This is a genomic window from Streptomyces sp. NPDC015144 (assembly GCF_043079735.1).
In the GTDB taxonomy this organism is placed as follows: Bacteria; Actinomycetota; Actinomycetes; order Streptomycetales; family Streptomycetaceae; genus Streptomyces.
Window position 1 is genome coordinate 718216 of sequence record NZ_JBIBUU010000001.1, and the last position, 12666, is coordinate 730881.

The 12666-nt window shown below is 74.9% G+C and carries 11 protein-coding genes and 1 pseudogene; 11 read left to right on the forward strand and 1 reads right to left on the reverse strand.

Annotation, left to right across the window (positions count from 1 at the left end; translation table 11 throughout):
• The first annotated feature begins 2 nt into the window (after positions 1–2).
• From ACF08W_RS03135 to ACF08W_RS03185, 11 genes and pseudogenes are all read left to right on the forward strand, one after another.
• Positions 3–1637: a carbamoyltransferase gene (locus tag ACF08W_RS03135; RefSeq protein WP_392278207.1), complete on the forward strand. Its 1635-nt coding sequence runs from the start codon at positions 3–5 to the stop codon at positions 1635–1637.
• Positions 1634–2689: a glycosyltransferase family 2 protein gene (locus ACF08W_RS03140; protein ID WP_392278208.1), complete on the forward strand. Its 1056-nt coding sequence runs from the start codon at positions 1634–1636 to the stop codon at positions 2687–2689. The genes ACF08W_RS03135 and ACF08W_RS03140 overlap by 4 nt, the downstream gene beginning before the upstream one ends.
• Positions 2686–3291 (forward strand): D-glycero-alpha-D-manno-heptose-1,7-bisphosphate 7-phosphatase, encoded by a 606-nt coding sequence (locus ACF08W_RS03145; protein WP_385216481.1) that lies wholly within the window; start codon positions 2686–2688, stop codon positions 3289–3291. Before ACF08W_RS03140 ends, ACF08W_RS03145 begins: the two co-directional genes overlap by 4 nt.
• Entirely contained in the window at positions 3288–4295 is a 1008-nt protein-coding gene (locus ACF08W_RS03150; protein WP_385216484.1) for a glycosyltransferase family 9 protein, read from the forward strand. The genes ACF08W_RS03145 and ACF08W_RS03150 overlap by 4 nt, the downstream gene beginning before the upstream one ends.
• Entirely contained in the window at positions 4292–5254 is a 963-nt protein-coding gene (locus ACF08W_RS03155; protein ID WP_385216487.1) for a glycosyltransferase, read from the forward strand. The genes ACF08W_RS03150 and ACF08W_RS03155 overlap by 4 nt, the downstream gene beginning before the upstream one ends.
• A complete protein-coding gene (locus tag ACF08W_RS03160; protein ID WP_392278209.1) occupies positions 5251–6492 on the forward strand; it encodes a glycosyltransferase in 1242 nt (413 codons plus the stop codon). The genes ACF08W_RS03155 and ACF08W_RS03160 overlap by 4 nt, the downstream gene beginning before the upstream one ends.
• Complete coding sequence (locus ACF08W_RS03165; RefSeq protein ID WP_392278210.1) at positions 6489–7112, forward strand: SIS domain-containing protein; 624 nt, start codon at positions 6489–6491, stop codon at positions 7110–7112. The genes ACF08W_RS03160 and ACF08W_RS03165 overlap by 4 nt, the downstream gene beginning before the upstream one ends.
• Positions 7109–8572, forward strand: a pseudogene (gene rfaE2, locus ACF08W_RS03170) (D-glycero-beta-D-manno-heptose 1-phosphate adenylyltransferase). Before ACF08W_RS03165 ends, rfaE2 begins: the two are co-directional and overlap by 4 nt.
• Positions 8573–8578: 6 nt before the next feature.
• Positions 8579–9598, forward strand: coding sequence for a glycosyltransferase family 9 protein (locus ACF08W_RS03175; protein WP_392278211.1), 1020 nt, complete (start codon positions 8579–8581; stop codon positions 9596–9598).
• Positions 9599–9647: 49 nt separating this feature from the next.
• Positions 9648–10553 (forward strand): glycosyltransferase family 2 protein, encoded by a 906-nt coding sequence (locus tag ACF08W_RS03180; RefSeq protein WP_385216591.1) that lies wholly within the window; start codon positions 9648–9650, stop codon positions 10551–10553.
• A complete protein-coding gene (locus tag ACF08W_RS03185; protein WP_392278212.1) occupies positions 10546–11457 on the forward strand; it encodes a glycosyltransferase family 2 protein in 912 nt (303 codons plus the stop codon). The genes ACF08W_RS03180 and ACF08W_RS03185 overlap by 8 nt, the downstream gene beginning before the upstream one ends.
• A gap of 60 nt (positions 11458–11517) precedes the next feature.
• Here the strand turns inward: ACF08W_RS03185 and ACF08W_RS03190 are convergent, their stop codons facing one another.
• Positions 11518–12558 carry an AI-2E family transporter gene (locus ACF08W_RS03190; RefSeq protein WP_385216507.1) on the reverse strand — a complete coding sequence of 347 codons (1041 nt, stop codon included), beginning with the start codon at positions 12556–12558 and terminating at the stop codon, positions 11518–11520.
• Positions 12559–12666: the final 108 nt, after the last annotated feature.

Genomic DNA, 12666 nt, shown 5'->3' on the forward strand with positions numbered 1-12666 from the left:
GCATGCGCGTGCTCGGTATCAACGCCCTGTTCCACGACCCGGCGGCGGCGCTCGTCGTCGACGGGGAGATCGTGGCCGCCGCCGAGGAAGAACGCTTCAGCAGACGCAAGCACGGAAAGCGCCCGCTGCCGTTCTCGGCCTGGGAGCTGCCGGAACTCTCCGCCCGGTGGTGCCTGGAGAAGGCCGGGCTTACGGCGGCGGACCTGGACGCGGTGGCCTACTCGTACGATCCCCGGGCCGCCCTGCCGGCCGACCGGATGGGCCTCGACGACCCGTGGGACGAACTGCGGCAGATGTACGCCCGCCGGGCCCCGGACTTCCTCGCCGAGGCCCTGCCGGGGCTGGACCCCGCCAAAGTCCGGTTCGTCGCCCACCACGTGGCGCACGCGGCGTCGGCGGGCCTCGCCGCACCGCTGGGAGACTGCGCGGTCCTGGTCCTCGACGGCCGGGGGGAGTGCTCCTCACAGCTCGCCGGCCACTACGAGGACGGCGGACTGGAGGTCCTGCACACGCAGTTGCTGCCGGAGTCGCTCGGTCTCCTCTACGAGGAACTCACCGAACACCTCGGCTTCCTGCGCAGCAGCGACGAGTTCAAGGTGATGGCGCTGGCCTCGTTCGGAGAGCCGCGTTTCGCCGAGGAGATCAGCCGCCATGTGCACGGCACGGGCGACGGCGGGTTCCGCGCCAGCGGAGTCCCGTGGGCCGACCTGGCACCGCGCAGGGTCCCCGGCGAACCACCCGCCCCCCACCACGCCGACCTCGCCGCCAGCGCGCAGCGCTGCCTGGAGGAGACGGTCCTGGACACGGCGCGCTGGCTGCACGACCGTACCGGCGCTTCCGCCCTGGCACTTGCCGGGGGAGTGGCCCTGAACTGCGTGGCCAACGCACGGCTGCACCGGGAGGGGCCCTTCGACGACATCTGGGTGCAGCCCGCGGCCGGCGACGCGGGCACCGCCCTCGGCGCCGCACTCCACGTCACCGCCGAGCGGGTGCGGCCCCGGCCGATGCGGACCGCCGCACTCGGACGGGAATGGAGCGACGAACACCTGCGGCGCCTGCTGGAGGCGGCGGCCCTGCCCTACGAGGAGCCGGAGGACGTCGCCGCCGCCGTCGCGGAGGAGTTGGCACAGGACGGCATCGTCGCCTGGTTCCAGGGACGGGCCGAGTACGGACCGCGCGCGCTCGGGCACCGGTCCCTGCTCGCTCACCCGGGACGCGCGGAGAACCTCGACCGCCTCAACGCCGTCAAGGGCCGCGAGGAGTTCCGGCCCGTCGCCCCCATGGTGCTCGCCGAACGGGCCGCCGGACTCTTCCGGGGGCCGCTGCCCAGCCCGTACATGCTCTTCGTCCACGAGGTCGCCGAGGAATGGCGGCCCCGGATCCCCGCCGTCGTCCACGTGGACGGCACGGCACGGGTGCAGACCGTGGACAGCGCGACCGAACCACTCGTCGCCCGGATGCTCCGGGCGTTCGAACAGCGAACAGGACTCCCCGTGGTGGTGAACACCAGCCTGAACACGGCCGGCCGCCCCATGGTCGACCATCCGCGTGAGGCGCTCGAATGCTTCGGCTCCGCGCCGGTCGACCTGCTGGCCCTCGGCCCCTACCTCGTCCGCCGCGCGAAGGCGTTCACATGACGGGCCGCGAGGACACCGGACGGCCGGGGACCGGGGGCCCGGCCGAGCGGGAGACGGCACCCGGGGCGCCGCGCTACTCCGTCGTCGTACCCACCATCGGCCGCCCCTGTCTCGACGACTGTCTGCGGGCCCTCGCGGCCTCGGCGCTGCCCCCGCCGGACGCCGTCCACCTGGTCGACGACCGTCCCTCCCCGGCCGGTCCGCTCGACGTTCGCGGGGCCGGACCCCTGCTCGACCGCCTCACGGTGCTCGCGACGCACGGCCGGGGCCCGGCCACGGCCCGCAACGCGGGGCTCCGGGACGTGACCACCGAATGGGTGGTCTTCCTCGACGACGACGTGCGGATCCTGCCCGGGTGGGGCGCCCGCCTCGTCCGCGACCTCCGCGAAGCCCCTCCCCGCACCGTGGGCGTCCAGGGCCGACTGCACGTGCCCCTGGCCGTCGACCGCAGACCCACCGACTGGGAACGGTGCACGGCGGGACTGGAGGACGCGGCCTGGGCGACCGCCGACATGGCGTACCGCACCGACGCGCTCCGGGCGGTGGGCGGATTCGACGAACGCTTCCGGCGGGCCTTTCGCGAGGACGCCGACCTCGCCCTGCGCCTGCGGGACGCCGGCTGGGACCTGGCACGGGGACGACGGGAGACCCTGCACCCCGTCCGGCCCGCGGACCGCTGGGTGTCCGTGCGCGCCCAGCGCGGGAACGCGGACGACGCGCTGATGCGCCACCTGCACGGACCGCGCTGGTGGGCCAGGGCCGAGGCACCGCGCGGCCGACTGCCCCGCCATCTCGCGGTCACCGGGGCCGGTGCCGCCGCGGTGGCCCTCGCCCTGTCGGGGCGGCACCGGGGAGCCTCGCTGGCGGCGGCCCTCTGGGCGCTCGGCACGGCGGAGTTCTCGTGGGCCCGCACGGCCCCCGGCCCCCGCACCGCGTCCGAGATCACCACCATGATCGCGACGAGCCTGATCATCCCGCCCCTCGCCGTCGGGCACTGGAGCGCGGGGCTGCTCAGGCACCGGGGGGCAGTTCCCTGGAAAGGACGCCCATGAAGACCGCCCACCGCCCGGCACTCCCGCCGCGCGACCAGGTGTGCCGGCCGGCCGCCGTACTCTTCGACCGGGACGGGACGCTCGTGCACGATGTGCCCCACAACGCGGATCCGGACCGGGTCTCGGTGATCCCCGGTGTCCGCGAGGCCGTCCGGCTCGTCCGGGAAGCGGGGATCGCGACGGGCGTCGTGACCAACCAGTCCGGCATCGGACGGGGACTGCTCACCCACGAGGACGTACGCCGGGTCAACGCCCGGGTGGACGAACTGCTCGGGCCCTTCGACGTCTGGGTCTACTGTCCGCACCGCCCGGGGTTCGGATGCCCCTGCCGCAAACCGCGGCCAGGACTGGTCACCGACGCCTCCCGACGGCTCGGTGTCCGTCCGGACGCCTGCGTGGTGATCGGTGACATCGCGGCGGACGTGCTCGCGGCCCGGGCGGCCGGCGCCGAGGGGATCCTCGTTCCCAACGCGGCCACCCGGCCGGCGGAGACCGCCGCCGAGGACGACCCCGCCCCGGACGTCCTGACCGCGGTGCGACGTGTCCTGGCCCGGCCGTGCCCGGGCGGGCACGGCGGCCTGGAGCCGGGGCGGCCGGTATGAACGTACTCGTCGTACGACTCGACAGCTTCGGCGACGTGCTGCTCGCCGGACCGGCCGTGCGCGCCGCGGCGGAGTCCGCCGACCGTCTCACCCTGCTCTGCGGCCCCTCCGGCGAACCCGCCGCCCGGATGCTCCCCGGGGTCGACGACGTGATCGTGTGGCGGGCCCCGTGGGAGGGCGTCGACCCGCCTCCCGTGGACGAGGCGGAGGTGGCCGGACTCGTCGGAACGCTGCGGGAGCGGGCCTACGACGCGGCCCTCGTCCTGACCTCCTTCCACCAGAGCCCGCTCCCGGCCGCACTGCTGCTCCGCCTGGCGGGCGTCCCCCGGATCGGGGCGGAGAGCGTCGACCACCCCGGCCGGCTCCTGGACGTGCGGCACCATCGGCGCCCCGACCGGCACGAGGCCGAGGCCGCGCTGGACACGGCCGCGGCCATGGGATTCGTACCCCGCAAGGGCGACGACGGCCGACTGCGCGTCCTGCCTCCCCCCGACACCGCGATGCTCACGGGCAACGGCCCGTACGTGGTCGTGCACCCCGGAGCCAGCGCCCCGGCCCGCACCTGGTCCGCCGAACGGCACGCCGAGGCGGTCGGACTGCTGGCCGACGCGGGCCACCGCGTCGTCGTCACCGGGGGACCGGACGAGACCCGGCTGACCCGGTTCGTGAGCGGCGACACGGCGGTCGACCTCGGCGGGCGCACCGGCCCCCGGCAACTGGCCGGGGTGCTCGCCGCCGCCGACGCCCTCGTCTGCGGCAACACCGGGCCCGCGCACCTGGCCTCGGCGGTCGGCACCCCCGTCGTCTCCCTCTTCGCGCCGGTCGTCCCCGCCTCCCGGTGGGCTCCCTACGGAGTCCCGACGGTGCTCCTGGGGGACCAGCGGGCACCGTGCGCCGGCACCCGTTCCCGGCACTGCCCGGTGGCCGGGCACCCGTGCCTCGCGGGCGTGACCGCCCAGGACGTGGTGAGCGCGGTACAGAAGCTCCTGAAGGAGAGCGGATGAACATCCTCGTATGGCACGTGCACGGCTCGTGGCTCACCGCGTTCCTCCAGGGCCCGCACACCTACCTCGTGCCGGTGACACCCGACCGGGGACCCGACGGCCTCGGCCGGGCCCGGACCTGGACATGGCCGGAATCGGTCCGCGAACGGACCCCCGGGCAACTGCGCACCGACGACATCGACCTCGTCGTCCTGCAACGGCCGCACGAGGTGGAACTGGCACACGAATGGACCGGCCGCAGACCCGGGCGGGAACTGCCCGCCGTCTACGTCGAACACAACAGCCCGCACCACACGCCCGTGGACACCCGCCATCCGCTCGCCGACCGTGCCGACATCCCTCTGGTCCACGTCACCCACTTCAACAGACTGATGTGGGACAACGGCCGGGCGCCCACCAGCGTGATCGAACACGGAATCATCGATCCGGGGCACCTCTGGACGGGCACCGAGGAGCGGGCGGCCGTGGTCGTCAACGAGCCGATACGGCGCGGGCGGACGACGGGAACCGACCTTCTGCCCGCCTTCGCCGGATCGGTACCGCTCGACGTGTTCGGAATGGCCACCGACGGGCTGGCCCGTCATCTCGGTGTGCCGCCCGCGCTCTGCCGCACCTCCGACCTGCCGCAGGGCGAACTCCACCGGGCGATGGCCCGCTGCCGGGCCTATCTGCACCCCGTGCGGTGGACCTCGCTCGGCCTCTCGCTCCTGGAGGCCATGTTCCTCGGCATGCCCGTCGTCGCCCTCGGGACCACCGAGGCGCACGAAGCGATACCCGCCGGAGCGGGTGTGGTGTCCAACCGGCCCGAGGTCCTCATGGACGCCCTGCGGTACTTCCTCGCGGACCCCGGACACGCCGAGCGGACCGGACGCCTGGCACGGGCCGCGGCCCGTGACAGATACGGAGTCCAGCGGTTCCTGGGCGACTGGGAACGACTCATGAAAGAGGTCACACGATGACGTACGTCAAGCCGCGCCCCGGAAGAATCGCCCTGGTGTCCGAACACGCCAGCCCGCTCGCCGAGCTGGGCGGCCCCGACGCGGGGGGCCAGAACGTCTATGTGGCGCAACTCGCCGACCGGCTGGTCCGGCGGGGACACGACGTCACCGTCTACACCCGCCGCGACGCCCCCGAGCCGCCGACGATGGTCCGGACCCCGCAGGGCGTCAAGGTCGTCCATGTGCCGGCGGGCCCGCCCACGGCCGTGCCCAAGGACGAACTCCTCCGCTGGATGCCGGAGTTCGGCGCCTATCTGGCCCGGGCCTGGCGCATGACCCGGCCCGATGTCGCGCACGCCCACTTCTGGATGTCGGGACTGGCGGCCCTGGAGGGCGCCCGCGGCACGGACATCCCCGTCGTGCAGACGTACCACGCGCTCGGCACGGTGAAGAAGCGCCACCAGGGCACGGCGGACACCAGCCCGCCCGAGCGCGTCGACATCGAGTCACGCATCGGACGCCGGGCCGACCGGGTCATCGCCACCTGTGCCGACGAACTGTCCGAACTCGTCGCCATGGGCGTGCCCCGGACGAGGATCAGCGTGGTGCCGTGCGGTGTGGACACCGCCCACTTCGCCCCCGTGCCACCGGCCGGCCGGGCTCCCGCGCGGCCACGAAGGCTCCTGGCCGTCGGCCGGCTCGTCCCGCGCAAGGGCTTCGACCGTGCCATCAAGGCGCTGAAGGACATCCCCGACGCCGAACTGCTCATCGCCGGAGGGCCCGAGGCACCACTGCTGTTCGCCGACCCCGAGGCGGAACGACTCCGCAAGATCGCCTTCGAGTACGGGGTGACGGACCGGGTCCGCATGCTCGGCCGGGTTCCGCAGGAGGGGATGCCGCACCTGATGTCCGGTGCCGACCTCGTCCTCTCGCTCCCCCGCTACGAGCCCTTCGGCATCGTCCCCATCGAGGCCATGGCCTGCGCCACGCCCGTGGTCGCCACGGCCGTCGGCGGCCACCTCGACACCGTGGCCGACGGTGTGACCGGCCGACTGGTGTCCCCCGACGGCAGCGCCGACCGCGAACTGGCACGCATCGTCCGCTCCCTGCTCGACGACCCGGCCCGACGCGCCCGCTACGGCGTCGCCGGCCGGACCCGGGTGCTCTCCCACTACACCTGGGACCGGGTCGCGGACGCCGTCGCCCAGGTCTACGGCGAGCTGAGCACCGGTCCCGTCCTCTCGGGGGTGGCCCGATGAAGCTCATCGCCCGGAGCCGGCACTGCGACGACCTGGCCCGCGCCCTCCCCGCGTTCCGCACGGCCGCCTCCGCGACGGAACGGTGGGGCGCCGCACTCGCGCGCGTCCTGCCCGCCGGAGGACGGCTGCTCGTGGCGGGCAACGGGGGCAGCGCCGCCCAGGCCCAGCACCTGACCGCCGAACTCGTCGGCCGCTACCGCGAGGACCGCCCGGCGTACTCCGCGCTGGCCCTGCACGCGGACACCTCCACCACCACGGCCATAGCCAACGACTACGGCGTCCAGGAGGTCTTCGCCCGGCAGACGCTCGCCCACAGACGCCCCGGTGACGTACTGATGCTCCTGTCCACCAGCGGAGCCAGCGCCAACCTGCTGAGCGCCGCCACCGCGGCCACCCGGATCGGGATGTCCGTCTGGGCGCTGACCGGTCCCGCGCCGAATCCGCTCGCGGACGGAAGCCACGAGGCACTCTGCGTCGAGGCCGACACCTCCGCGACGGTGCAGGAACTCCACCTCGTCGCCGTCCACATGATCTGCGAGGCGTTCGACCGCGAGATCGCCGCGGCGACCGCCGCGCCCGAAGCGCACCGCGCCGCACCGACCGGGGAGGACCTCGCATGACCACCCGCGCCCCGCTCCTGGTCGTGGGCGACGCCCTCCTGGACCGTGACATCGAGGGGCGGGCCGAACGACTCGCCCCCGACGCCCCCGTCCCGGTCGTGGGCCGCCCCTAGAGAACCGCACGCCCGGGCGGCGCCGCGCTCGCCGCCTGCCTCGCCGCCGCGGACGGAAGGGACGTCACCCTGGTCACCGCCCTCGGCGAGGACCCGGCGTCCCGCACGGTCCGGGACATGCTCCGCGACCGGGTCCGGCTCGTCGAGATACCGATCAGGGGCCGGCTGGCGTGCAAGACCAGGATCATGGCGGACGAACGCCCCCTGCTCCGCCTCGACGACGGGGACGGCCGTGCCGGGCCCGCCACCGACGAGGCCGAGGAGGCCGTGTCCGGCGCCGGGGCGGTGCTGGTCGCCGACTACGGCCGCGGTACGGCGGACTCCCTGCGCACCGTACTGAGCCGGTCCGCGGGCCACGTCCCGCTGGTGTGGGACCCGCACCCGTCCGGCCGTCCGCCGGTCGCCGGTGTCCGGCTGGCCACGCCGGCCTACGCCGAGGCGCGCCACTTCGCCGGGCCGGAACCCGGGAAGGAGGACCGGAGCCGGGAAGCGCCGGGGAACCGGCCCCGGGACGCCGCTCTGTGCGAGAAGCTGCGCGTCGCGGACGGGGACGCGCGACTGTTGCTGGCCCGCTGGGAGGCCGCCTCGGTGGCGGTCACCCTGGGCGCCGACGGAGTGCTGCTCTCCCAGGGCGGCCCGCCTCTCCTGGTGCCCGCCCCGTGGCGGGCGCGGGGGGACTGCTGCGGGGCGGGGGACCGGTTCGCGGCCACGGCCGCCGGGCGGCTCGCCGACGGCGAGCTGACCGAACTCGCCGTACGCGAAGCGGTGGAGGCGGCGGCCCGGTTCGTCACCGACGGCGGAGCGCACGCGGCCCTGGACGTGCTCCCGGCCGGCGACGGCGGACCCGACCCCGCCCGAGGCGCACACGCGCTCGCCCACCGCGTCCGGGATAACAAGGGCACGGTCGTCGCGGCGGGCGGCTGCTTCGACCTGATCCACGCGGGACACGTCGAACTCCTCCAGGCCGCCCGCGCGGTCGGCGACTGCCTGATCGTCTGCGTGAACTCGGACGAATCGGTACGGCGCCGCAAGGGCCCCGGCCGACCGGTGGTGCCCGTCGCCGACCGGGTCCGTGTCCTGCGGGCACTGGACTGCGTCGACGCGGTGGCCGTCTTCGACGAGGACACCCCGGAGCGGCTCCTGGGCGAACTGCGGCCGCACGTCTGGGCCAAGGGCGGCGACTACGCGCTCGCCGAACTCCCCGAGGCCGCGCTGCTGGAGAGCTGGGGCGGGCAGGTGGTCCTCCTGCCCTATCTGGACGGCCGTTCCAGCAGCCGCCTCGTCGAGCGCGCCGCCCGCGGCTCCGCGGCACCCGGACGGCCCGCGGCCGACACCCCGCGAAGGTGAGCGACCATGGACGAACCGATGCCGCCGGGCCGCCTCGCCCCGGCCGGAGAACGGCCGACCGTGCTGGTACTGCGGGCTCTGGGCCTGGGGGACCTGCTGGCCGGAGTGCCCGCCCTGCGCGGGATCCGGCGCGCCTTTCCCGGACACGAGACCGTGCTCGCCGCACCGGCCGGACTGGGGCCCGCCATCCGCGCGACCGGGGTGGTCGACAGGCACTTCCGCACCGCCGACAACGGCCGCCGGGTCCCCTCGCTCGGCCACTGGCGCGGTGCGCCCCCGGCGGTCGCCATCGATCTGCACGGCAACGGGCCGGAGAGCCACGAAGCCCTCGCGGCGCTGTCCCCGGCCCGGCTGCTCTCCCCGGCCCGGCCCGAACCCGGGCACCCCGCACCGCCCCGCTGGCGGGCGGACGAGCACGAACGGCACCGCTGGTGCCGCTTCCTGGACGCCTACGGGGTACCGGCCGACCCCGAGGACCTGCGGATTCCTCCGCCCCCCGGCCCCTCCCCGGCCCCGGGAGCCGTCGTGCTCCACCCGGGGGCCGACTCGGGGGCCCGGCGCTGGCCGGCCGACCGGTACGCCGCGGTCGCCGCCCGGATCCGCGACGCTGGGCACCGGGTCGTCGTCGTCACCGGACCGGGCGAGGGGGAGCTCTGTCGGTCGGTCGCGGGCCCCGCCGGCCTGGGCCCGCGGGACACCTTCGCCGCCACGCTGCCCTTCGACGCGTTCTCGGCCCTGATCGCCCACGCCCGCCTCTTCCTCAGCGGGGACACCGGCCCCGCCCACCTGGCCTACGCGCACGGCGCCCCCTCCGTGACGCTCTTCGGGCCGGTCTCCCCGCACCTGTGGGGCCCACCGCCCCTCCCTCGGCACATCGCCCTGTGGAGCGAGGGGCCGCCGGGCGACCCGCACGCCGCCGAGCCGGACCCCTGCCTTCTGCGCCTGGGCGCCGACACCGTGCTCGGTGCCTCCCTCGACGCGCTGGGACGTGCCGGTCCCCGCGAAGGAGCGACTGCCCGTGCCTGAACACCGCAGAACGCGGGACGCCGTGCCGCGCCCGGTCGCGGAGGAGCCCGTGAAGCACCGGCCCGATGCCCGGACCACCGTCGGGATCATCACCCGGGACCGTCGCGAGAGCCTCGTACGGACCCTCGACCATCTCGGCGCGCTGCCGGAGAGACCACCCGTGGTCGTGGTCGACAACGGGTCGACCGACGGAACGGCGGAAGCCGTCCGCACCCACGCGTCGGGGGCCCGGCTGCTGAGCCCCGGCCGCAACACCGGTGCGATGGGCCGGAACCTGGCCGCCCGCCACGCCACCACGCCCTACGTGGCGTTCAGCGACGACGACTCCTGGTGGGCCCCGGGGGCCCTGGAAGCCGCGGAGGCCCTCTTCGACAGGCACCCGCGACTCGGTCTGCTGGCCGCGCGTACCGTGGTCGAGCCGGACGGATCGGACGACCCGCTCAACGCCGTCCTGGCCGGTTCCCCCCTGCCGGCCCACCCGGACCTGCCGGGCCGACCGGTACTCGGCTTCCTCGGATGCTCCGCCGTGGTCCGCAGGTCGGCGTTTCTCGAAGTCGGCGGCTACCACGCCCTCCTGTTCTTCGGCGCGGAGGAGACCCTGCTCGCCTACGACCTGGCGGCGGCCGGCTGGGGCGTGGCGTACGAACCCTCACTGACCTCGCACCACTGCCCGGACCGCGGCGAACGGCCCGGCCGTTCGACGGCCGTGCGGCGCAACTCCGTCCTCACCGCGTGGCTGAGGAGACCCGTTCCGGTGGCGCTCAAGGAGACCGCGGGGCTGCTGAGGGACGGTGTGGCCGCCCGGCCGGGCGCCCGCGCCGCCCTGCGCGGCGCCGCGGCCAGACTTCCCGCGGCGCTCCGGCACCGTCGGCCGCTGCCCCCGTCGGTCGAGCACCGGGTCCGCCTGCTGGAACGCGGAGCCCCGGCGGGGACGAGCGGCGGTGACGATGACTGACGGACCGGTACCGGACCGACGCGTCACGGTCGTGGTCATCACCCACGACCGACGCGCCGAACTGCTGCGTACGCTCAAATCGCTGGCGGAGATCCCGGAACGCCCGGCGGTGATCGTGACGGACAACGCGTCCGTCGACGGCACGGCCGAAGCCGTCGCCCGGGAGTACCCGCACGTCCGGCTGCTCGCACCGGGGCGCAACCTCGGTGCCGTCGGCCGCAATCTCGCGGTCCGGCATGTCCGGACCCCCTACGTGGCGTTCTGCGACGACGACACCTGGTGGGAGCCCGGCGCCCTGCGGGTGGCGGCCGACCACCTGGACCGCCACCCCCGGCTCGCCGCCGTCACGGCACGGATCGTCGTCGAACCGGCGGGGGAGGACGACCCCGTGGTGGCCGAACTGCGCGAGTCACCCCTCAGCGGGCCGGACTGGCTTCCCGGCCCGGCCATCGGTTCCTTCCTGGCCGGCGCCACCATGATGCGCACGGACGCGTTCCGGGCCGCCGGCGGCTTCCATCCGGGTCTCTGGCTCGGCGGAGAGGAAGAACTGCTGGCGACGGATCTCATGCGGATGGGCTGGTGGCTGGCCTACATTCCGGAAGCGGTCGTCCACCACGCTCCTTCCACGGTGCGCGACAGCACCGCCCGGCGTGTGGTCGGGCTCCGCAACACGCTCTGGTTCACCTGGCTCCGGCGTCCTGCGGGCGCGGCCCTGCGACGCACGGTGTATCTGCTCACCACGGTTCCGAGGGACCGTGCCTCCCTCCGCGCCTTCCTGCTCGCGGCGGGCGGACTGCCCTGGGTGCTCCGTCAGCGGCGACCGGTGCCTCCCGCGATCGAGGCGCGGCTGGCCGCCCTGGAGGAGGCCCAGCGGAAGGGCACCGCGAGGCGGTACGTCGGCTGACCGGCAATCGCCCGACGGACTGCCCGGGGCGGCACCGCGGCCGGGCCCGGGGGCACGGATTCACGTCCCGGTCGGCCCCTCTGCCCGGCGGAGGGCCTGCCGGACCGACCAGGCGACCGAGACGAGCGGGACGGCCACCACCGCGCCCAGGACCCCGGCCGCGATGGCGCCGCCGATCACCGAGAGCGCGACCACGACCGGGTGCAGCCGGACGGCCCAGCTCATCACGAGGGGATGCAGGAGGTGGCCCTCGATCTGGCCGATGATCACGATCAGGGCGACGACGACCGCCGCCACGACCGGGCCTTTCGCGGCCAGTGCGACCACGGCGGCGACCGCGAGCGCGATCGGTGAGCCGATCAGGGGGACGAAGGCGGCGAAGAACTCCAGCAGGGCCAGGGGGAGCGCCAGCGGCACCCCGAGGGCGAACAGCGCCAGGCCCACGAGTACGGCGTTGGTCGCCGCCACCACGATGATGCCGTGCGTGTACCCGGTGAAGGTCCGCCAGGCGGCCCGTCCGGCGGTCGACACCCTGCCCCGGGCCGTCTCCGGCAGTTGGGCGCAGAACCACCGCCACTGCCGGTCGCCCGAGTGGATGAAGAAGACGGAGCAGAACACGGCGAGGACCAGGACCGTCACCACTTCCACGAGCCGCCCCAGACCGCTGACGGCGGTGCTGACGATGGTGGAGCGATGCCCGGACAGGAATTGTCCGATGCGGGACTGGAGATCGTCGAGCGTTCCCCGGGCGAGCCGGAACGGCGGCCTCTCCAGCCACTGCTCGATCCTGCCCAGCCCGTCACTGAACTCCTTCTCCAGCCTGCCCTGCTCCCCGGCGACCGCCTCGCCGACCAGGCTCAGCACGCCGAGGACGAGGACGATGCTGCCGATCAGGGCCACGGCCACGGCCAGCGGGCGCGGCATCCGGCGGGCCAGCAGGTTCGTGACCGGCTCCAGCACCGCGGTGACGACCAGGCCGAGGAAGACGGCCGCCGCGACCTCGTGGAACCGTCCCAGCACCGCGAACGCCGCGTACACGGCCGCTCCCACGACGAGGATCCGCCAGGCGTACGCGGCGGCGGTCCTCAGCGCGGGGTTCACCCGGAGTTCGTAGCGCGGCCCCGCCCGCACCTCCCGGGCCCGTCCGCTCCGGGAGCCGGTACGGTTCGTGCCGCGCCGCGACAACAACTGACGCGACGCGGCACGGAT